This is a genomic window from Lysinibacillus zambalensis, from assembly GCF_040183165.1.
Classification (GTDB): Bacteria; Bacillota; Bacilli; order Bacillales_A; family Planococcaceae; genus Lysinibacillus; species Lysinibacillus zambalensis.
On the sequence record NZ_JBEGDG010000005.1, the window covers coordinates 1 to 20,688 of the forward strand.

Consider the following 20,688-nt stretch of genomic DNA (forward strand, 5'->3'; position numbering starts at 1 on the left):
TGGTGAAGACTAATAATCAGCGGGGTAAACCTCCCCACTGATTTAAGTTTCACTTTATCCCGCATTAAGGGGCTGTAAACTATAAATAATTAACTGCCCCTAAATGCCCGATTGGTGAAGACTAATAATCAGCGGGGTAAACCTCCCCACTGATTTAAGTTTCACTTTATCCCGCATTAAGGGGCTGTATAATTTAGAAATCAACTGACCCTTAATGACCGGTTTCTAACCTACCGTATTCCCTCTTTCTTGTGGTATGACAAAGGATTTTCCTTCTGCTTTATTAAAATAATTTGAAAGAGCTAATGCAACGACAAATAAGATTGCAACGATAGGTATTATTTTTCTAAACAAAATATACACATCCTCATTTTCGATTTGAATTATTTTAATAACACTGGATCGAATAACCAATCCTTCGGTCCAAAGTTTCTATCCTTCTCTCCTCTTACCTCACGGGATATATTATTTTTAATAATTAGTTCTCTAAACTTTCTACTGAACAAAGTTTTTCGGTATAAATATCTTCCGTCATGGCTCCATTCTGCCGAGAGGAAAATATCATTTTTTATATTGGTTAAATCTTCGCGATGATAAGTATCAGGACCATTAATTACCCCACTTAATCCGCAACGACATGGAGGCTGCTCTGTCGCAAAATACAATTTAACTCTTTCAGTGCTAGATTCCGGCAATACTTGTGTCGGTATAATTTGAAAAGCTTTTCGCTTCCCTTCTCCCGGTCCTTGATGAATAACCTCTAAAAGTTCAAAGCCTTTAATATCTTCTTGTTTCATTAATGTCGCTAATTCCTGTGAAGCTACCCAATATCCGCTCACATGAACTAGATGACGATCTTTCATTTCCGTAGTATCTATCACCAATGGTGAAAGTTGTTCTTTTTCCATTAGTCCACAGTGTTGGCAATGGGTACTTAAAGAAAATAAAGTTCCTTTATCATCTATAAACATATCAGGGGAGTTACCTGCCGAATTTAAGGTAAACAATGAAGCTTGCTCATATTCGCTATCTGAAAAGTCAAAGTAAAAGCGTTCCCCAATAGAAACAATTCCTAATTCATGTTCCAATGATTTATATAGTGCCGCGACATGTTCGTATGTTACATCATCATTTAATGTGAAAATAGGATTAAATGATGCCTTTAAATTTCTCTTTCTTATTTCAGGCGCACCGACGAAAATACCATAGCGATTATAAACTTTAATGACTTGATCTTGACTAGATTCATCTATAGAAAATAAATTTTCAAGTTCTACTTTCAAAATACACGCCTACCTTTATATAAAGTTTTATGGTGAAGTATGTTGACTGGCTAGTAACTTTTAAAAAATCTACAATCTCTACTTTATTCTTAGATAACTAGGCTTTTATCGAAATCTTATATTATCGTATTACTTACTATAACAAATCTACTTAACCACGATTAACTTAAGCGTACCAGTACTTACACCGATATTTCAACGTTGGATTTACGCCAATTTTTTGGCGGTCTTTGCCCCAATTCTTGGCGTGATTTGGCGGACATACAAAAAATACCGCCAAAATTTGGCGGTATTAAACGAAAATTTTAGATATTTAGACTTATAGTTTAGGTATAATTAACTAAATTAAATTATGGTATTTTAAAACCACCTAAACTCTCCCTTTTTATAGAAAAATCTACCAGAGAGGATGATTGTAACATACAGACAATCTATAGTAAATTCATTCTTTCTGCAAGATTCACAGCGTCAGTCCTTGAATCTACATTCAATAAAGAAAATAGTTGCGTTAAATATCTTTCAGTTGTTCGCTGAGGGATATTTAATTCTATAGCAATCGCTTTATTCGTATGTCCTTCTGCAATCAATCTTAAAATTTTCTTTTCTTTTTCATTTAAGTGTATATCAAGTTTTGCATCCTGCAATTTAAATTTATTATCGAGAAAATCCAAGAAATTTTGAGGTAACACAATCTCACCATTTGCAATGGCTCGAACAGTTCGTAAAATTTGCTCCTTAGACGCTGTTTTAGCTAAAATCCCTTCTATTTTCCGCTCTAAAATAAGTGGATAATAATCAGTAATATCATCACCAGTATAAAGGATAATTGAAGCATTTGACTGGATAGCTTTAATGTTGCGTGCTAAATGTATGCCATTCTCTAATGGCATATTTATATCAATTAAGTAGATATCATACGGTTTGTTTTTAATTCTCTGTATGACATGAGTCGCATCACTTTCTGTATCAACTATAATATCATCATTTTCTTGAAATAAATTTTTCGTTCCCTCTAACACAATAGGGTGGTCATCCACTATAAGCATCGTAATCAAGTGTATCACTTCCTTCTTTTACTGTAATTCTAATAAACATCCCTTCATTAACCTGTGAATCGATGTAAAACTGCCCGTTAAAGGCCTTTACACGCTCTTGCATACCTTGAATTCCCATTGACTCTCCGACAATAATATCATCTACATTACAGCCTACCCCATCATCCTTATAGATGATTTCAAAACCATCGTTCATTTCTTGTAAACGTATTTCAACTGTTGTTGCATAGGAATGTTTTAAAGCATTGTTGAGTAATTCTTGAAACAGTCGATAAATCATTAAATTCATACGCTCATCTTCTAAATAAAGGCGATCTATCGTATAAATTAATTTAAAACTAGCTCTTTCTATTACTTTACGAATTAACTTTTCTAACGCAGCGTTTAGCCCTAATGTATCTAATAATGGAGGTTTTAAATTTTCGCAATATGCTCTTAAATCATGTAAAGACGTAATCATCTGTTGATGAATTTTATCAAGTTTTTGTTGAATATCAGTTGTATCTTTCGCATTGACTAGGACATCAACCTCTCGGGCAATATGGAGCTGCTCTTGCAAATTGGTATCATGTAATTCTTGAGCTAATTGATATTTTTCCTCTTCAAATCTTAACCATAATAATTTGCTTAACCAAGGTAATTGACTATCATCTACCTGTCTCATATGCCTTAGTTCCTCTAACAGCTCTTCTACCATCTTTGTATTTTCAATAAAATTGTTTACATATAATAAAAGCAATTCAAGCCATAGAAGCTCTTCATCTTTTAAATGAATCGAATTTTTATGTTCCAATACTAAGGCTCTTTTATAATGAGCATCTTGATGGAGGAAGGCTAAGTAGACTTTGTCGATTCTCCGTATTTCTCCTAATTTTAAATCCTCTATTAGCGCTGGATTAGTTGAAAGCCTTCCCTCAACTGTTGAAGTAAATTGATTTGTGTCATAGTTATAAGTTAATACAAATACATTCTCTAGCTCAAGATGTAATGAAACCTCTTGTGCAAACTTCTCTAGAAGCTCATCTATTTTAATCGTTTTACCAATCCTATCGACAGCAGTGTATAGCTGGTGTATATAATCCCCTTTTGTCGAAAATAAAATTTTTCGCTTTCGATAATCTACCTTCTCTTTTATGTAAAAAAGGACAACTAACGATGTAAAAGTAAAGAAAGAAACACCTGATATTACAGGTATAGTTAAATATTTTCCGGCAATGCAATACAAACCAACTATAAACCATACAGTAAATATTAATGAAAAAATTATATAATACCGAAGTCTTGTAATATGGTATTCAATATCAAATAGCCGCTCTGCTAACTGTGTAAAAATAAAACTAAACGGAATTAGCAATAAAAATAGAGCACTAATTTCAGCTGAAAGTATAGATTGATGAAATAAAATGTTAGGGAGCGCATATAGAAAAAGGAATGGCAGAAACGGAATCATTATACTAATTAATAAAACTTTTAACTGAGGCGATTTATATTTGAAATAGCTTAGCAATAAAATACTAAGTATGATAATAAGGAAAATGAGGAACACCGTTAGTACAATATTCGAAAGTAAATTATTAATAGCAGGGTAAATAATGCCCATACCGCCTAGTATCATTGCTACCACAGGAAGAATATAAAATAATTTTATATTGTTAGAACGCAACCAGTTTGTTTTTAAAAATGTATAATAATTTCTTAAAAAATGGAGTAGTAACACTAAGCATAGCAACATGCTACCCCGGTTAACGATTACACCTATACTGTTAAGGCCGCCGGATGCACCGATGCTAACATAAGCAATGGAAACAGTGAGCATAAATAAAATAAGCAAACATAAAAGAGATGTATTTTTTTGTTTAAAATATAAGTAAAACACAATAATCAATGTTAAAAAAAAGTAACCGGATGGTATTACCAATAAATAATAAAAAAATTGCTCTTGTAAATCTGATTTACTAATCCTCACATCAATTATTTGTCCGTTAGGCTTCATAATTGTTAGTGAGCTTGCCGTACGTAAAACATGATCATGTTTTACATTAGGGACATTCTCTATTTGGATGTTATCTACACTTAAAACAACATCTCCTTTAGTAATTCGATTTCCATCCGCTAATTGTTTATTGTATGAATTAGTTGCTACCCATTCCCCATTTTCTTCTTTTAAACCTATAGTCAAAAAATTCATGCTGTAAGTGACATATAGTAGGTAAGAACCTAGCAATATGTAAATACTTATAGCAAGTAGAAACCATATACGTTTAATTATTTTCAGTTCCAAAATACGTTTTCTAAGCATACTATTTCTTCAAATGAGTCAAGTATTGCTTTTTGCTCCATAGCTGAAATTCCAATTAATGAGGCTTTTTCTTCTTTTATTAGTGTAACTAGTTCATGGTTCTTTTCTAGATGTTGAATTACATTAATCATATTAATCCCTCCTCATTTCATTAGTTTTTTTAGGTAGTCTGTATATACTTCATTTATAGCTACATTTTCAAGAGCATTTAATGCTTTTAACTTATAAACATTTTTAATAGTAATTGCATAACGTATCGCACCACCATTTGTCAACTCGTTTTTCGTAGCATTATTATCTAAAAATGCATCTATATTGTCATTATAATAGCTTATAACAGACTTTGAAACATCATTTTTCTGTGATAAAAGATAAATAATAGGCAATGAGTATCTTTTATTTAGCAAATCATTTTTAGATCCCCACGTTTTTAAACTTTGAATATCGTTTTTAATTTGTTGGATAATACCTATGTATTTCCCATACTCGTTAACATCAGAAGATGTCTCGCCTTTTGCAAGTACTTCACCAATTAAGCAAGTCATTGCTGTTAAAGAACCTGACTTTTGTTCAATCATTTGTAAATAGGATTGCTCATCCCTACAAGTATTAAGTAAATCTAGTTGCTGACCATTTATACTTCGTAATGCATAATCATCAAGTATTTGAATAGCTGCACTTTTGTGTTCAAAGGAAGTCTCACGTATAGTTCTAGAAGCCATCACTAGCATAGCTAACGCAACATTTAATGATAATTCAGGTGTTTTAGTCCAACTGTAGTCTGAATCCTTGTCCTGCAAGTCATCGATGATATCAAACGATAAAATTAAAAGTTCGATAGCTGCGGCAACTTTATAGATGTCCTCGTTCAAACAATCTACAAATGCTTCGTAATGCCAATAACATAGCTTACCAAATGAATAGCCAACTGCCTTTTTTTCTTCCTTAAAAATCTTTAGCATCGACCGTAGTTCATGACCTATCAATAACTCGTTTTCAATTAGAATATCCAATGTTTCATTAATTTTTTCGTCAAGCTCCTGCAATAGTCCTCTCCTCCCACAAGTATGTTATCAAATAGTATACAGATTAATGGGAAATAATACTAGAGATTAAAATTATTAGGGAATATTTTACATATAATAATGACGGAAATACCGCCAAAAAATGGCGGTATTATATTATTGACCGCCATTTTTTGGCGTAAACCCACCATTGAAATGGCGTCCTTATCGATGATACGCTTAAATAGGCTAAGATCATTCGCATCTGTTCGTAATATTTTGATTTAATCAAGTTAAAAGCTTCATCGTCAAATATTAGAAAATAGAATTGAGACCGTATGCAATGTACTGAATAAAAATCTCTTAAGTTATCAAGATGGCCAGCTAGGAATCATTTAAATCTATTAACAGGGAAATACTCGAAACACAGGGAGTGATTGAAATGAAAAATGACGTAAATGAAAATGTTTTAATACTTACAGCTAATTTCTCCTGTACAATTTCTGTTTCTGAAGAGGAAATCACGATTAAAAAACCTTCGAAAGAACAGCAATGTATAGAGCAAATAATTGTTGAAGCCGAGCAACAGGCTTATAAAGAAACATTGGCAGAGTATAAAAGCAAATCTACATTTTCAAATTTTATTTGCAATATTCCTGGATTTGAGGATACTTTTCAGCAAAAGCTAGACGCTTTTATTGAACAATATGGAATTAAAAGAGTATCTGAAGAAAATCAATCTATAGCACCTTTAGTAAGTCCATTTACCTCTGGATTAAACATACATACACCTATAATCTATACGTTTCCAAGCTTTTGTATTATAAATGCTAGAGGCAATTGCTCTAGCATTTATAATAGAAATGCCGCTGTCGGCTTACCTGTTTATCTCTATAATTCAGAAATAGAAATGTCCTCTTTAGGGAAAAATAATACTGCTGTAAAGGAAGCTAATTATGCACCCAAACATTTTACCGAGGTCTCCATTAGTGATAATGGTATTTCTTTTAATATTACGACAGCATTTAATGCATGGAATAAAGCGTCCATTAAGCATTAAGAAACAAAACTACATTGGGATGGCACGGTTATAAATTTGTGCCTCCCTTCTTCCTTAATAACGTTTTATGTGTCATTTCAATGCTTCTATTCATCACTTAATTTTTCTATTCGCCACTCTGACTTCTTTCAATCTCGCTAGCCATTCTTTCCTTCGCTCTCTGTCACTTTGCCTATCTATTGTTTTTTCTACGAGACCGTACGTATTCGTATAAAAAAAGGTGCCTCAAATGGACTTTGAGACACCTCTAAATTATTAACCTTTTACATAATAAACTTCTTGTCCGCTTTCGATGATGTGATCAGGCTTCGGTTTACCAGCATTTGCTTTATGACCAGCAATATGCTCCGGGCTCTTCTCCCAATTTTTCCATGCTTCTTCTGATTCCCATCGAACCACAATTAACACTTCTTCATCACCACGTCGTACTTTTTTCAAAAGTACTTGCTTATCAATAAAGCCTGGCTGTTGTTCAAGTAATGTTGGACCATCTTTTTTAGCACCAAAACGTTCAACTACTTTATCGGAATTCCCTTCCGTAACGACAATACGTTTAATTTGTACAAACATATTATTTAAACGCCTTTAAAATGTCATCAGCTTTTTGTGTTTCAGAAGTTAAACCGCCACCAGATAAATACCAAACTTGTGGATCTAAATAGAAGATTTTACCGTTTTTCGCAGCGTTAGTAGCACCAACGATTTCGTTTTCAATTGCAGCTTTTGTACCAGACTCACCATCTGGAGTTACAGCAGCATCACGGTCAACTACGAATAAAACGTCTGGGTTTGTATCACGAACATATTCAAATGATGCGTTTGAACCGTGTGTAGAAGCTTCAATTTTTTCATCAGCAGCTTTTACACCATAAACATCATGAATTACACCGAAACGCGAACCAGGACCATATGCAGATAATGCACCTTCAGAACCTAGTACGATTAAAGCTTTTTCTTTAGCTGAAGCTGTTGCCGCTTTAACTTCCTCTACTTTTGCTTCGTAAGCAGCAAATGCATCAGCAGCTTCTTTCTCTTTACCAAAGATCTTACCAGCTAATTCAACGTTAGCTTTGAATGATGGCATGAAATCTTTTGCATCAACACCTACGAATACTGTCGGTGCAATTTTAGATAACTCATCGTAAGCTGCAGCTTGACGACCAGAGATGAAAATAATATCTGGGTTCATTTCAGAGATTGCTTCAAAATCAGGTTCTTTTAAAGCACCAATATTTACATAAGATTTATCAGCATATTTGCTTAAATACTTTGGAACTGATTTTTGTGGTACACCTGCAACTTTAACGTCTAAAGCATCTAAAGTATCAAGGAAACCATAGTCAAATACAACAACTTTTTCTGGCACTTTATCAAGAGTTACTTCTTTAAATGTATTTTCACCTTGTGTGCTACCTGGAATTGTAATTGGATAAGCTGTAGCTTCTTCCTTTTGCGTCTCAGAAGGTTTGTTATCAGTTGAAGAATCTTTCTCTTCTTTTTTTGCTTCGTCCTTAGAACCACAAGCAGCTAATACTAATAGCATCATAGCCATTAATACAGTTAGTAATTTCCAATTTTTCATTGTAAAATTGCTCCTTTAAATTTAATTTATAGTTAATAGATGGTTATCCCATCTTTACTATTTTTAAGAGTTGAAATACACACAAATGCGACATCCATTTTGTTCTTGAACAGGAATATCCATATCGTAGATTTCTTTAAGTGCATCAGGGTTGATAATGTCATTTGTTGGACCATCTTTGACAACACGACCATTTTTTAATGCAACAATATGATCAGAGTAAACGGAAGCAAAGTTAATATCGTGTAATACGATGACAACCGTTTTTCCTAACTCATCCACGAGCTTACGCAAAATTTTCATGATTTGCACAGAGTGCTTCATGTCTAAATTGTTGAGCGGCTCATCAAGCAAAATATAGTCTGTATCCTGTGCAATAACCATTGCGATAAATGCACGTTGACGTTGACCGCCGGATAATTCATCCAAATAATTGTGTTGAATATCCTCTAAATTCATATATTGAATTGCTTCATCTACTTTTAGTTCATCCTCCGGCTTTAAATTACCTTTTGAATAAGGGAATCGCCCGAATGAAACAAGCTCACGAATTGTTAAGCGTACATTCATATAGTTCGACTGCTTTAAAATAGATACTCGCTTTGCAAAGTCATCTGATTTCCAACGACGTACATCAGACTTGTCGAGTAATACTTCTCCAGTATCTGCATTAAGTAAACGGCTTACCATTGAAAGCAATGTTGATTTACCTGCACCATTTGGTCCAATAAAAGATGTTATTTTCCCTGGTACAACGTCGACACTGACATCTTGAATGACCGGTTTTTTCCCAAAGTACTTGGAGAGTTCTTTTACTTGGATCATCCTGCTGACCTACTTTCCTTCAATAATAAGTAGATGAAGTATACGCCACCTACGAAGTTTATAATAACGCTCAGGGTTGTATCGAAGTTAAATATACGTTCGACCATCCACTGTCCACCGACTAAAGCTACAATACTCATTACACAAGAACCTATGATGATCACAGAGTGCTTGTACGTCTTAAAATATTGATACGATAAATTTGCTACGATTAAGCCAAAGAACGTAATAGGCCCAACTAGAGCTGTAGACACGGCTATTAACACCGAAGATAATATGAGCATACGCTGTACAAGCTTATCATATGGTACCCCTAGGTTTATGGCTGTATCCCGACCAAGAGACATTACATCTAGTTGGTTCATATGACGCCAGCCATAAATAAAGGTGATGATGATGGCAACAGCTGCAAGCCATACTAAATCCGAATTCACATTGTTGAAGCTTGCAAACATTTTACTTTGTAAACTTAAAAATTCATTCGGATCTATTAAAACTTGGAAGAACGTAGTTACGCTTCCTAAAAACGTTCCGACAATCATACCGACAAGCAGTAAGAAATAAATCGGACGCTTACCTTCCTTGAACAATACGCGATAAAAAATTAACGCAAAGATAACCATAGCTGAAACAGCTAGTAAGAAATTGTATTTGGCATTAATGACGAATATCGACATAGAGCCAAAAAAGTAAAAGATGAACGTTTGAACCATCATATATAATGCATCAAGTCCCATTACACTTGGCGTTAAAATACGGTTATGTGTAATCGTTTGGAAAACCACCGTCGAATAAGCAATCGCAATTCCGGTTAACGACATTGCAAACACTTTAATGAGACGACGTGGGAACGCATAATGAAAGTTACCATTAAGTTCATAAAATACATACAGTAAAATAGATGCTACAGCCAAACCTAGTAAGATCAACATTTTTGTACGGTTACGCATATGCTTTCCCCCTAAATAACATAATTAGGAAGATTGCACTTCCGATGACACCGACAGTCATACTAATCGGAATTTCATAAGGGAAAATCAGTACACGCCCTATAATGTCGCAGAATAACAAGAACGACATTCCTAGTAGTGCGGTATGAGGCAATGTCTTAGCAAGATTATCCCCTTTGAACAGCGAAATTATATTTGGAATGATTAAACCTAGAAACGGTATCACACCAACTGTCAGTACTACCGTTGTCGAAATAAGTGCTACTAACACTAAACCTAGATTCACAATGAATTTATAGGAAAGACCAAGATTTTTTGCAAAATCCTCCCCCATTCCTGCCACTGTAAAGCGGTTCGCATAAATGTAAGCTAATATAAGCACGGGTACACTTATGTATAAAAGCTCATAACGACCTTTCATCATTAATGAGAAATCTCCTTGTAACCACGCAGAAATGTTTTGGATAATATCCGCCTTATACGCAAAGAAAGTTGTAATTGAAGAAAGGATATTCCCAAACATTAAGCCAATAAGTGGTATAAAGATCGCATCTTTAAACTTGATTCGATTTAATATTTGCATAAACAATAATGTGCCGGCTAAAGCAAATAGGAAAGCGAAGGAAATTTTTTGAAAATACGTGACGTTTGCGAAAAACATCATCGAAATTAGAACCCCCAACTTCGTAGCATCTAATGTACCTGCTGTCGTTGGTGACACGAACTTATTCCTACTTAAGCTTTGCATAATTAAACCAGCAATACTCATACCTGCACCTGCTAACAAAATTGCTACAAGTCTCGGTATACGACTAATAATAAATAGTCTAGTTTCTTCTGATTCGAAGTCTAATAGATCACTCGGTTTAATATCAACTACTCCGATAAATAGTGAAACTATAGACAACACAACAGTTGCTGTTAAAAGATATCTTTTTTTCATTGTAATCCCCGGTAGATTCATTTTTGCTCGTAATAATCATTGAAAATGATTATCATTACTCACGATTCTCATTATAAGCTCGTTTCCATTCTCAGTCAACCTTCCATTGAGAATTATTCTCGTTTTATTTGAGAATCTTTAATAACACGAGCTTTCTTAACGGAATTCTTATTTATTTGGTTCCTCAAAGTTAAATATCTCTACTTTTTCGTCACAATAAAAAGGTAATTGAGAATAAAATACTAATTTTTTCTCAATCACCTTTTAAATCAATTGATAATTGCGTCCGGAGGCTTTGGGCCAATAAATGTCTTTTGTGCGAAAGCGAAGCGACAACAACAACAACATGATGTTGGTCACTCAGTCGTGTGTTGTTATTGCTTTTGCTACATAAAACATTCGCTGAAAGAAATTATGCTATTCGTCGAACGCCTTTGAGCCACGCAAAAACAATTAAAATGATTAATATAAAACCTACATACCCCATCACTGCATATAGCTTGGCTACAAGCGTTGTAAAGCCAGCGAGACTTGCTAAAAAGCCCAATGCGCCGATAAAAAAGGCAGTAACCTTAAAACTAGCCTTATTAGGTTTAAAAAACCTTACCATAAATGAATAGAACATCCCTACCGCTGTATTATAAATCATCCCTAATAAGGAAAAAGACATCAACAGACCGACTAGAGGATGAATTTCATTTGCTAAAGCTAGCATCGGTATATCTAGGCCAACGATTACATTCATTTTGGCAAGAAGGGATAGGTTAATAAGAAGAATTAAAGCTCCGAGCAAAACCCCACCAATAATGCCTCCCATCCCCGCCACCTTCTCATTGCGAATAGATCCACACATAACAGTTAAAAGAGAAAAACACACACCGATATTAAAAGACGTATACAGTAAAGCTGTAGTCCACCAGCTTTTAGTACTCACTTGTGCTTGTTGTGCGATAACAGCTTGTTCGACAAAGGTCAAATCCATCGTAGCTATTGAATAGACAGCTATGATCGAGACAATTGCTAGCAGATAGGGTGTAGCAATAGCAATAATGTTTATAATACTCTTCACATTCATCATAACCGTCGCTATAGTCAGTACAATCATACAAATGCTCCCTAGCCAAACCGGCAGTCCAAACATTTGATGAAACGTAGCACCTGCTCCTGCAAACATGATTACTGCTACACCGAATAAGAAAAGGGACAGTAAATAATCCATCACAAAGCCTACAGTATTACCTGATATTTGATAAATTAAATCCTTGTGCGATGTCGTACGTAATCTTGAGCTAATTTGTGCAAGGCACATTCCTACTAAAGCAAATCCAAATGTCGCAATAAGTGCACCATATACCCCATGAAAGCCATAGCTTGTAAAATAAAGTACGATTTCCTGTCCTGATGCAAATCCCGCACCGACGATAATTCCTACATAGGCACCACCGATTTGCAAACTTTTTTTCAATCAGTTCTCTCCCTGTTTATCCTTATTATCGGGATCATCACCAAAGTGTGGTGATGATCCTACTATTAATAGACCTTTCTGCTGATTGTTAGCTTATCGATTACCTTCAAATTAGGTGTATATCCAATACCAATTGTTTGTGGCACACGAATATAACCATCCTCTACAATTACTTCAGGTGTAATGATATCCTCATACCAATAATGACTAGAGCCTGCAGTATCCCCTGGTAGCACAAAATTAGTGAGCGATGTTAATGCAATATTATGCGCTCGTCCGATTCCTGCCTCTAGCATGCCACCACACCAAACAGGAATTTTATTTTCCTTACATAAATCATGAATTCTTCTCGCTTCTGTTAAACCGCCTACACGTCCTATTTTAATATTGATAACACCACAACTACCAAGCTCTATCGCTTTTCGAGCATCTTCATAGGAAGTGATGCTTTCATCTAAACAAATAGGTGTTTTTATTTTTCGCTGTAGCTTAGCATGATCGACAATATCATCTACAGCTAAAGGTTGCTCAATCATTAATAGATTAAATGCGTCAAGTTGCTGCAATACATCCATATCGTTCAATGTATAGGCTGAATTAGCATCTACCATTAATGGCAGATCGGGCATTTCAGCTCGTATAGCACGAATAACTTCTACATCGTGACCAGGCTTAATTTTCACTTTTACTCGTTTATAGCCTTTATTTACATGGCTTTTTAATAGCTTTATTAATGCTTCGGTGGAAGATTGAATACCTACGCTAACGCCTACCTCTATTTGTTCCTTATGTCCACCTAATGCTTTTGCAAGTGATTGTTTCGTTTGTTGAGCATAAATGTCCCATATAGCCCCTTCAATAGAGGACTTCGCCATGCCGTTACGACGAATAGAGGAAAACAAAGCACTAACTTCATCTGGATGCCCAACCTCTTTATGTAACAAGATAGGTATCAAGAAGTCTTCAAGCATATGCCATGTTGTTTTTAATGTCTCCTCTGTATACCAAGGCGCTACAAAGGCAACAGCTTCTCCCCATCCTACAGTTCCTGATTGATCTATCGCTTCTATAAGTAAAAATTCCTTTTCATCAATTGTGCCAAAACTCGTTGTAAACGGAGATTTCATTGGCATTTTCATATGTCTAACTGTAATCTGTTCTAATTTCACAAGATTTCACTCCTTATCCTTATTATAAAGCTAATAAGGAGCGTCTGACTAATAGATAGCTATGGACATATTCCTTGTGCTTTTTCATTCGAACGATTGCATAATCTTGTTCAAATAATGTCGTTAAAATAGTACGAACTTTATAACGCCAGTCTTCTGCAAGCTCAGGACTATCCACTTTCATCTTTTGTAAATATTGAGGTATGGGCAATAAATAAGCGTCCTTATAAAATAATTGCTCTCGCTGAAATTCACCTTCAATATCGAGCACTGGTAAGCCATCTACCGTTAAAGACCACGGTACAATTTCTTCGGCTCCCTCTTCTAGTTCATCTAAGGAATCATCTACTCGATCGCGTTCGATCCACCATTCTACGACAATTCGATCCGAAGGTAGCCCATCGTTAAAATCATCCTTGAGCGGACCATAATAATCATTTTCATACTGAAGACTAAAGGAATTGAGCTTCAAAAACGATAAATTAGCCATACATGCTTCTAGTGGATCAAATAGCCAAATCACAAGCTGAAACCCATATTCTTTTGCATATTCCTGCTGGGCATGCTTTAATAATTCACCTACACCTTGTTCACGATATGTTTTCTCCACGCCAATCATGTGTGAGTGTAAATACATTTTTCCATGTCCATAGCCAACAAAGCAGTAGTTAAAGCCGATCAGCTTGTCGTCTAAATACGCCCCAAGTACTAATCCACCATTTTGTACAGCCGCTAACAATTGATGAGAGGGAATAGCCTGACTCCCCCAAATACTTTCGTTTAAAATTTGCACTTCTGCAACCTCTGTAGGTGTCATTACTTTTTGAATACGCACTCTCTCTAACATTATGCTGACCCCTCCTTTGTATTCCCTGACTCCAACGCTAACAATACCGCTCTTGTAAGAATTTCAACTCCAGTTACTAGCCTTGCCTGCTTAAATTTCATCTTCGGATGATGTAGTCCTGGTGCTAGTCCACAGCCTAAACCTAACATCGTAGATTTTATATGTGGGCGTTGGACAGCATAATGATGAAAATCTTCTCCTCCAGGTGTATGAATTGGCCTTCTTAAATTTGACACCCCTGTTGCTTGCACGATTGCTTTCTCCATAAGAGATTGAGCGGTTGAGTCTACCTCAGCAGCTACTATATTTGCCACTGTACGTAATTCAATCTGTACTTTATGCAACAGCTTGGAAGAATCAATAACCCTTTTTACTCCCTGTACTAGTGCATCCATCACATCATTTTGTTGAGCTCGTATATCAATGGTGAACGCTGCACTCCCAGGAATAATATTGCCGGATTCTCCTCCTGCATGAAATTTAGTCATCTTAATTGATACAGGAACCATCGGATCTGTATGAATGGTTCGTAAATCTTCAATAATAGTTGCTCCTACTTCAATGGCATTCACGCCAAGATGCGGTCTAGCAGCATGGGCATCTTCTCCAATGATTTCTCCTTCTAATAATCGAGAAGCTCCATGGTGCAACGCGGCACAATATGTACCGTCTTCAAGCTCTTGGACAGGTCTTACATGGACACCAAATAAAAAGTCTAAATCATCAATGACTCCTTCTTTTAAAACAGAGAAAGCGCCTGTTCCTTTCTCTTCCGCTGGTTGAAAAATTACACGAATTGTACCGTTGAATGATGGAGCAAGCTCTTTCAAAAGTAAGAGGGCACCGATTGCCATCGTCATATGTCCGTCATGGCCACAGGAGTGATTCGCACGAAATTCACCATCTACTTCCTGCCATAACGCATCCATGTCCGTACGTAAACCGACTTTAGGTTGACCATTCCCTACATCAACATAAAGCCCTGTACTGTTTTTAAAGCGTATTGGTGAAAAACCTTCACGAGTTAGTAAATCGAAAATATAATTTGTTGTTTCTACCTCATGCCAACTTATTTCTGGATTCGCGTGCAAGTACGTGAAAATCTCCATTAATCTTGGCCTCAAACGACTCAAAGCTTCCTTCATAGCATCCAACCCCTTAAATTATCATACTATTAAGATTATTATAAATGAAAATAATAACTTTTCTACTCTAAAACGTCCCGCATCCAGCCATTTAACCACACGTTATGTGATGAGCAGATTATCAACAAAATATTCTTTATACAAAAAAAAATGCAAGCACAGTTATTTGAATAACTGTACTTGCATTTTTTGATTAATTAATACCTCGCATAGCTTTTGAAATAATTGGCGATAGCACTAATATTATGATCCCGAAAACAATTGCTAATGAGCCTAAGAAACCGAAGTATGTGAATTCACTTACCACTTCATAGACTTTTACAAGTTGTGCGTTGATCGCTTGCGCTGCTGCGCTTGTTAAAAACCAAAGAGACATCGTCTGTGCAGCAAAAGCCTTTGGAGCCAATTTTGTAGTAACTGACAACCCTACTGGCGATAATAATAACTCCCCAACTACAACTAAAAAGAATGATAATACTAACCACAATGGACTTACTAAATCTGTACCACCAGATAAATACGCTGGAAGCATCATCACTAAGAATGACAATCCTGCAAAGAATAATGCATATGCGAATTTACGCGGTGTAGATGGTTGCTTATCTCCCCACTTCATCCATAACATGGCAAATAACGGAGCCATTGTAACGACGAATAAAGGGTTTAACGATTGGAACCAAGAAGATGGGATATGAAAACTACCAATATCCAATCGTGTACGACTATCTGCATACGTTGCTAAAATAGTCGCCCCTTGTTCTTGGATTGCCCAAAACATTACAGCCGATAAAAACAAAGGAATATAAGCCAGCACGCGAGACTTCTCGTCCTTCGTTGTTTTCTCACTGCGATACATATAAATAAAGTACAACGTTGGAATTACAATACCTAGCGCCGTAATAATTAAACCAAAAACATTCACTGTTAGTACGCCAGTTTTAATACCAATTGCCCCAGCAATAATAATAAGTAGCGCTAAAATCCCAAATCGTGTAAAGACTTTTTTCCGTTCTTCAGGCAGTAGCGGGTTGTTTACCTGTAAACCTGCTAACCCTAAATATTTTTTCCCTGTTAATTTAAAAATAATTAAACCAACTAACATTCCGATCCCCGCTACACCAAAGCCTAGGTGGAAATTATACTGTTGTCCAATTGTTCCGACAATTAATGGTGCAAGGAATGATCCCATGTTAATGCTCATATAGAAAATTGAAAAACCTGCATCACGACGACTATCTGTATCAGCATACATATCTCCGACAATGCTTGAAACGTTCGGTTTTAATAAGCCTGTCCCAATAACAATAAAGAACATTGAAACAAATAAAATGCTAGCGCCACCAGGTAACGCTAGCAGGAAATGTCCAAACATAATGAACACGCCGCCATAAAAAATGGTTCTACGTGTACCTAGTATTCGGTCAGCAATCCAACCACCGATAATCCCTGACATGTAAACCAATGATCCGTAGATAGCCATAATTGAGTTCGCTAGCCCACGATCTAGGCCTAAGCCACCTTCATGCAATTCATAATACATAAAGAAAATCAGAATTGCTCGCATACCGTAGTATGAGAATCGTTCCCAAAATTCAGTGAAAAATAATGTAAAGAGCCCTTTAGGGTGTCCGACAAAGCCATTTTGAGGGACGGATTTTACAATTTCATCTTTAGTAGACATAAAAATATCCTCTCCCGATTTCATTATTCAATGATAATATTATTACCCAAAAGTAAGGATAAAAACTTTATTTCATCATACTAAAGCGTTTTAAAAACTTTTTCAAGAGTTTTAAAAAATGTTGGAATTTTACACCTTTTCTTTAAATTCAGACTCATTTTGCTATATTTATAGCAAACCTATTGATATTACTGAGTTTTCTTACTCTTTAATATCTACTAATTTATAAACTTCTACAAAATTATTCTAAAATATTTTATAATCAGATTATTTACTTTATTTACAAATAAGCTAGTATTATCTAGAATTTAATCCACAATGATATAAATTCGCTTTATCTTTTGCAACAAAAAAACACGTTAGAAACACGAAGAGTGCTTCTAACATGTTTTTAGAACATGTCTGTGATTAATTAATTACATATTGTTGGAATTTTGCGTAATCCGCTTCTTTTGCCTCTATTGTTAACAGCGTGCCATTTTCTTCATAGGCTGTTTCATAGACAGAGGCATGTTCATTTAAATAAGATACGATATTTCCCTGCTCATACGGAATGAGCATTTTACATGTTATATAATCAGAGAAAATATGCTGACGTATCATTTGCAATAATTCCTCTAATCCAGTCCCTTCCTTCGCTGAAATCCAAATATTATCACCACTGATCACAGGGTATGGAACGTTGGCTATATCAGCTTTATTATACACATAAATTGTTGGAATCCCTTCAACGCCAACTGCTTTAAGCGTTTCATTTGTTACTTCCATCATAAAGCCGTGCTCAGAATTGGAAACATCCACAACATGTAGTAATAAGTCGGCATCACGAGCCTCTTCTAGAGTTGAGCGGAATGCCTTCACTAGATGATGCGGTAATTTGCTAACGAAACCAACTGTATCTGTTAATAAAAATGTCTTCTTATCAGGTAATTCTATTTGACGGACAGATGTTTCAAGTGTGGCAAAAAGCATATCCTTTTCAAACACTTGTTTATGATCTTCCTGCCCTATTTTCGTAAGTAGCTGATTCATAATGGTTGACTTACCAGCGTTCGTATAGCCAACAATGGAAACGACAGGGACGGCATTTTTACGTCGTTGTTTACGCTGCGTCTCTCGTTGCTCCTTCACATGCTCTAGGTCCTTCTTAATTTTCGCAATTTGATCCTCAATTTTACGACGGTCTAGCTCGAGCTTTGTCTCACCGGCACCACGGTTTTTAAAGCCACCTCCAGTACCGCCACCTTGACGACTGAGAGAAGCATGCAAACCAACCAAACGAGGTAACATATATTGCAATTGCGCTAACTCGACTTGCAGCTGGGCTTCACTTGTTTTAGCACGACGTCCAAAAATATCTAAAATCAACATCGTTCTATCAATAACCTTTGTTTCTAAATCGCGCTCTAGATTACGGATTTGCGAAGGAGATAATTCATCATTAAAAATTACTAAATTCGCCTGTACTTCATCATAAAAGTTTTTTATTTCTTCAATTTTCCCTGTTCCAACATAATGAGATGGCGTAACTCGCTCTAAATTTTGTGTGACTATGCCAGCTACTTCAACATTTAAAGCTTCAGCTAAATTTTTTAGCTCCTCCATTGAATAATCAAAATGCTCATCATTCCGTAAATTTACGCCAACTAAAATAGCTTTTTCCACCAATATATCTACTTCTTTAATTCTATCCATCCACAAACCTCCCACCAATGCCTTGATGCTACTACGACAAATTTTCTTCATCTTACCATATAATGTCCAAATTCGTGTTGTTTAGTAGTTATCTTATTTTCAATAACATATATATCATAAAAAATGCGCCTTCTATACAAAAAGGCGCACTACATTTATTTACTTACGTTCTTCTTTTAACAATACCTCAGTGCGATTGAACTCGTCTTCAATATCTTTATTCGGTTTATATGTCAAGATACTGACAATAACTGCAACGATTAAGCATACGAAGAAGCCTGGAACAATCTCATATAATGTATCAGATAAGACCTTTATTTTCCCCCAAATGAAGGCAGTTGCAGCACCTGCTATCATCCCACTGAGAGCTCCGTAATTCGTTAATTTCCTCCAATATAGAGACAGCAATATTACTGGACCGAATGCTGCACCAAAGCCAGCCCAAGCAAAGCCTACTAGGCCTAAAATAGAACTATCTGGATTCCATGCTAAAATCGCTGCGATAATAGCTACAACTAAAACAGCGACACGGCCAATAAAAACATAATGCTTATCATCTGCCGTTTTATTAAATATAGCTTTGTAAATATCTTCTACAAGCGCTGACGAAGTAACAATTAATTGTGATGAAATTGTACTCATAACCGCGGCTAAAATGGCAGCTAGCATTATACCTGCAATGAATGGGTGGAATAGGATTTGGCCAAGTACAATAAATACTGTCTCGGCGTCCTTTAACTCACCTGCATTTTGTTCATAATAAGCCACACCTACCAAAGCTGTTGCAATCGCCCCGAACAAACTTAGCATCATCCAGCCAATACCGATACGACGTGCCTGCTTTGTTTCTTTTACTGAACTTATTGCCATAAAGCGTACGATAATATGTGGTTGTCCGAAATAACCTAGTCCCCATGCAAGTGATGAAATAATTGCCGCAGCAGTTGCAGTTGCTGGTAATAAACTTAGATGTTCAGGATTTACAGCTTTAATAGATGCTATTGTGTCTCCAATTCCACCTGTTAAAAACAGTCCAAATAATGGTACAGAAATAAGTGCAATAAACATAATTAGACCCTGTAAAAAGTCTGTATAACTAACAGCTAAAAATCCTCCAAACAATGTGTATGCTACAACAACAGCAGATACAATCAATAAACCAGTATGGTAGTCATAGCCAAATGAACTATCAAAAAACTTGCCTCCTGCAACCATTCCCGAAGAAACATAAAATGTAAAAAAGATTAAAATAATAATACCTGACGCAATTCTTATAAGCTTTGTGTTGTCACGTAAACGATTATCTAAATAACTCGGAATAGTAATTGAGTCATTAGCAACTTGTGTATATACACGTAGTCTCGGTGCTACTAGTAACCAATTCAAATAGGCACCAATCGTTAAACCAATAGCAATCCAAGCCTCAACAATTCCAGATAAATAGATCGCACCCGGTAATCCCATTAACAGCCAGCCAGACATATCTGCTGCACCTGCACTTAGCGCTGTGACAGCAGGGCCTAGCGAACGCCCACCGAGCATGTAATCCGTTAAATTAGATGTTTTAATAAATGCATACCAACCGATTCCTAGCATAGCTATCATATAAATGATAATCGAAAGTAATTGATACATGTTTGCAGACATATTTTTCCCCCTTATTTCCCCATAAATCTTTTTATTAA

The 20,688-nt window shown here is 35.8% G+C and carries 19 protein-coding genes; 1 reads left to right on the forward strand and 18 read right to left on the reverse strand.

Annotated features, from left to right (window positions below; all coding sequences use genetic code 11):
- Nucleotides 1-225 precede the first annotated feature (225 nt).
- From ABNX05_RS08500 to ABNX05_RS08525, 6 genes are all read right to left on the reverse strand, one after another.
- On the reverse strand, nt 226-354 hold the full coding sequence (locus ABNX05_RS08500; RefSeq protein ID WP_349659519.1) for a hypothetical protein: 129 nt from the start codon (nt 352-354) through the stop codon (nt 226-228).
- Between the two features lie 29 nt (nt 355-383).
- The gene (locus ABNX05_RS08505) at nt 384-1,283 is read right to left on the reverse strand and encodes a hypothetical protein (RefSeq protein WP_349659315.1); all 900 of its coding nucleotides are present in this window, start codon (nt 1,281-1,283) and stop codon (nt 384-386) included.
- A 431-nt stretch (nt 1,284-1,714) separates the two neighbouring features.
- On the reverse strand, nt 1,715-2,329 hold the full coding sequence (locus ABNX05_RS08510; RefSeq protein WP_349659508.1) for a response regulator transcription factor: 615 nt from the start codon (nt 2,327-2,329) through the stop codon (nt 1,715-1,717).
- Entirely contained in the window at nt 2,313-4,526 is a 2,214-nt protein-coding gene (locus ABNX05_RS08515) for a sensor histidine kinase (RefSeq protein WP_349659509.1), read from the reverse strand. The genes ABNX05_RS08510 and ABNX05_RS08515 overlap by 17 nt, the downstream gene beginning before the upstream one ends.
- Before the next feature lie 83 nt (nt 4,527-4,609).
- Entirely contained in the window at nt 4,610-4,768 is a 159-nt protein-coding gene (gene comX / locus ABNX05_RS08520) for a competence pheromone ComX (RefSeq protein WP_349659316.1), read from the reverse strand.
- 12 nt (nt 4,769-4,780) lie between these two features.
- Nucleotides 4,781-5,683 carry a polyprenyl synthetase family protein gene (locus ABNX05_RS08525; protein ID WP_349659317.1) on the reverse strand — a complete coding sequence of 301 codons (903 nt, stop codon included), beginning with the start codon at nt 5,681-5,683 and terminating at the stop codon, nt 4,781-4,783.
- Nucleotides 5,684-6,083: 400 nt separating this feature from the next.
- On the opposite strand from ABNX05_RS08525, the gene ABNX05_RS08530 reads away from it, so the two are divergent.
- A complete protein-coding gene (locus tag ABNX05_RS08530; protein WP_349659318.1) occupies nt 6,084-6,701 on the forward strand; it encodes a hypothetical protein in 618 nt (205 codons plus the stop codon).
- A gap of 255 nt (nt 6,702-6,956) precedes the next feature.
- Here ABNX05_RS08530 and ABNX05_RS08535 read toward each other — a convergent pair whose 3' ends face one another.
- The 12 genes from ABNX05_RS08535 to putP all read right to left on the reverse strand — a co-directional run bounded on the left by ABNX05_RS08535 (nt 6,957) and on the right by putP (nt 20,650).
- Nucleotides 6,957-7,271 carry an antibiotic biosynthesis monooxygenase family protein gene (locus ABNX05_RS08535; RefSeq protein ID WP_079562489.1) on the reverse strand — a complete coding sequence of 105 codons (315 nt, stop codon included), beginning with the start codon at nt 7,269-7,271 and terminating at the stop codon, nt 6,957-6,959.
- Between the two features lies 1 nt (nt 7,272).
- Entirely contained in the window at nt 7,273-8,283 is a 1,011-nt protein-coding gene (locus ABNX05_RS08540; RefSeq protein ID WP_349659319.1) for a siderophore ABC transporter substrate-binding protein, read from the reverse strand.
- A 63-nt stretch (nt 8,284-8,346) separates the two neighbouring features.
- A complete protein-coding gene (locus ABNX05_RS08545) occupies nt 8,347-9,108 on the reverse strand; it encodes an iron ABC transporter ATP-binding protein (protein ID WP_349659320.1) in 762 nt (253 codons plus the stop codon).
- Nucleotides 9,105-10,058, reverse strand: coding sequence for an iron chelate uptake ABC transporter family permease subunit (locus ABNX05_RS08550; RefSeq protein ID WP_349659321.1), 954 nt, complete (start codon nt 10,056-10,058; stop codon nt 9,105-9,107). The genes ABNX05_RS08545 and ABNX05_RS08550 overlap by 4 nt, the downstream gene beginning before the upstream one ends.
- The gene (locus ABNX05_RS08555) at nt 10,051-11,001 is read right to left on the reverse strand and encodes an ABC transporter permease (RefSeq protein WP_349659322.1); all 951 of its coding nucleotides are present in this window, start codon (nt 10,999-11,001) and stop codon (nt 10,051-10,053) included. The genes ABNX05_RS08550 and ABNX05_RS08555 overlap by 8 nt, the downstream gene beginning before the upstream one ends.
- A gap of 412 nt (nt 11,002-11,413) precedes the next feature.
- Nucleotides 11,414-12,466 (reverse strand): YkvI family membrane protein, encoded by a 1,053-nt coding sequence (locus ABNX05_RS08560; protein WP_349659323.1) that lies wholly within the window; start codon nt 12,464-12,466, stop codon nt 11,414-11,416.
- Between the two features lie 65 nt (nt 12,467-12,531).
- Nucleotides 12,532-13,635, reverse strand: coding sequence for an o-succinylbenzoate synthase (gene menC, locus ABNX05_RS08565; RefSeq protein WP_349659324.1), 1,104 nt, complete (start codon nt 13,633-13,635; stop codon nt 12,532-12,534).
- Between the two features lie 22 nt (nt 13,636-13,657).
- Nucleotides 13,658-14,482: a GNAT family N-acetyltransferase gene (locus ABNX05_RS08570; protein ID WP_349659325.1), complete on the reverse strand. Its 825-nt coding sequence runs from the start codon at nt 14,480-14,482 to the stop codon at nt 13,658-13,660.
- Nucleotides 14,482-15,627 (reverse strand): M20 peptidase aminoacylase family protein, encoded by a 1,146-nt coding sequence (locus tag ABNX05_RS08575; RefSeq protein ID WP_349659326.1) that lies wholly within the window; start codon nt 15,625-15,627, stop codon nt 14,482-14,484. Before ABNX05_RS08575 ends, ABNX05_RS08570 begins: the two co-directional genes overlap by 1 nt.
- A gap of 193 nt (nt 15,628-15,820) precedes the next feature.
- Nucleotides 15,821-17,308 (reverse strand): peptide MFS transporter, encoded by a 1,488-nt coding sequence (locus ABNX05_RS08580; RefSeq protein ID WP_349659327.1) that lies wholly within the window; start codon nt 17,306-17,308, stop codon nt 15,821-15,823.
- Between the two features lie 408 nt (nt 17,309-17,716).
- A complete protein-coding gene (gene hflX, locus ABNX05_RS08585) occupies nt 17,717-19,003 on the reverse strand; it encodes a GTPase HflX (protein ID WP_349659328.1) in 1,287 nt (428 codons plus the stop codon).
- Nucleotides 19,004-19,162: 159 nt separating this feature from the next.
- On the reverse strand, nt 19,163-20,650 hold the full coding sequence (putP, locus tag ABNX05_RS08590; protein WP_349659329.1) for a sodium/proline symporter PutP: 1,488 nt from the start codon (nt 20,648-20,650) through the stop codon (nt 19,163-19,165).
- Nucleotides 20,651-20,688: the final 38 nt, after the last annotated feature.

Excerpts from the sequence above, each read along its gene's own strand:
- ABNX05_RS08510 (WP_349659508.1), bottom strand. The coding sequence starts at position 2,329 with ATGCTTATAGTGGATGACCACCCTATTGTGTTAGAGGGAACGAAAAAT.
- ABNX05_RS08515 (WP_349659509.1), bottom strand. The coding sequence starts at position 4,526 with ATGAATTTTTTGACTATAGGTTTAAAAGAAGAAAATGGGGAATGGGTA.
- comX (WP_349659316.1), bottom strand. The coding sequence starts at position 4,768 with ATGATTAATGTAATTCAACATCTAGAAAAGAACCATGAACTAGTTACA.
- ABNX05_RS08530 (WP_349659318.1), top strand. The coding sequence starts at position 6,084 with ATGAAAAATGACGTAAATGAAAATGTTTTAATACTTACAGCTAATTTC.
- ABNX05_RS08535 (WP_079562489.1), bottom strand. The coding sequence starts at position 7,271 with ATGTTTGTACAAATTAAACGTATTGTCGTTACGGAAGGGAATTCCGAT.
- ABNX05_RS08540 (WP_349659319.1), bottom strand. The coding sequence starts at position 8,283 with ATGAAAAATTGGAAATTACTAACTGTATTAATGGCTATGATGCTATTA.
- ABNX05_RS08545 (WP_349659320.1), bottom strand. The coding sequence starts at position 9,108 with ATGATCCAAGTAAAAGAACTCTCCAAGTACTTTGGGAAAAAACCGGTC.
- ABNX05_RS08550 (WP_349659321.1), bottom strand. The coding sequence starts at position 10,058 with ATGCGTAACCGTACAAAAATGTTGATCTTACTAGGTTTGGCTGTAGCA.
- ABNX05_RS08555 (WP_349659322.1), bottom strand. The coding sequence starts at position 11,001 with ATGAAAAAAAGATATCTTTTAACAGCAACTGTTGTGTTGTCTATAGTT.
- ABNX05_RS08570 (WP_349659325.1), bottom strand. The coding sequence starts at position 14,482 with ATGTTAGAGAGAGTGCGTATTCAAAAAGTAATGACACCTACAGAGGTT.
- ABNX05_RS08575 (WP_349659326.1), bottom strand. The coding sequence starts at position 15,627 with ATGAAGGAAGCTTTGAGTCGTTTGAGGCCAAGATTAATGGAGATTTTC.
- ABNX05_RS08580 (WP_349659327.1), bottom strand. The coding sequence starts at position 17,308 with ATGTCTACTAAAGATGAAATTGTAAAATCCGTCCCTCAAAATGGCTTT.
- hflX (WP_349659328.1), bottom strand. The coding sequence starts at position 19,003 with ATGGATAGAATTAAAGAAGTAGATATATTGGTGGAAAAAGCTATTTTA.
- putP (WP_349659329.1), bottom strand. The coding sequence starts at position 20,650 with ATGTCTGCAAACATGTATCAATTACTTTCGATTATCATTTATATGATA.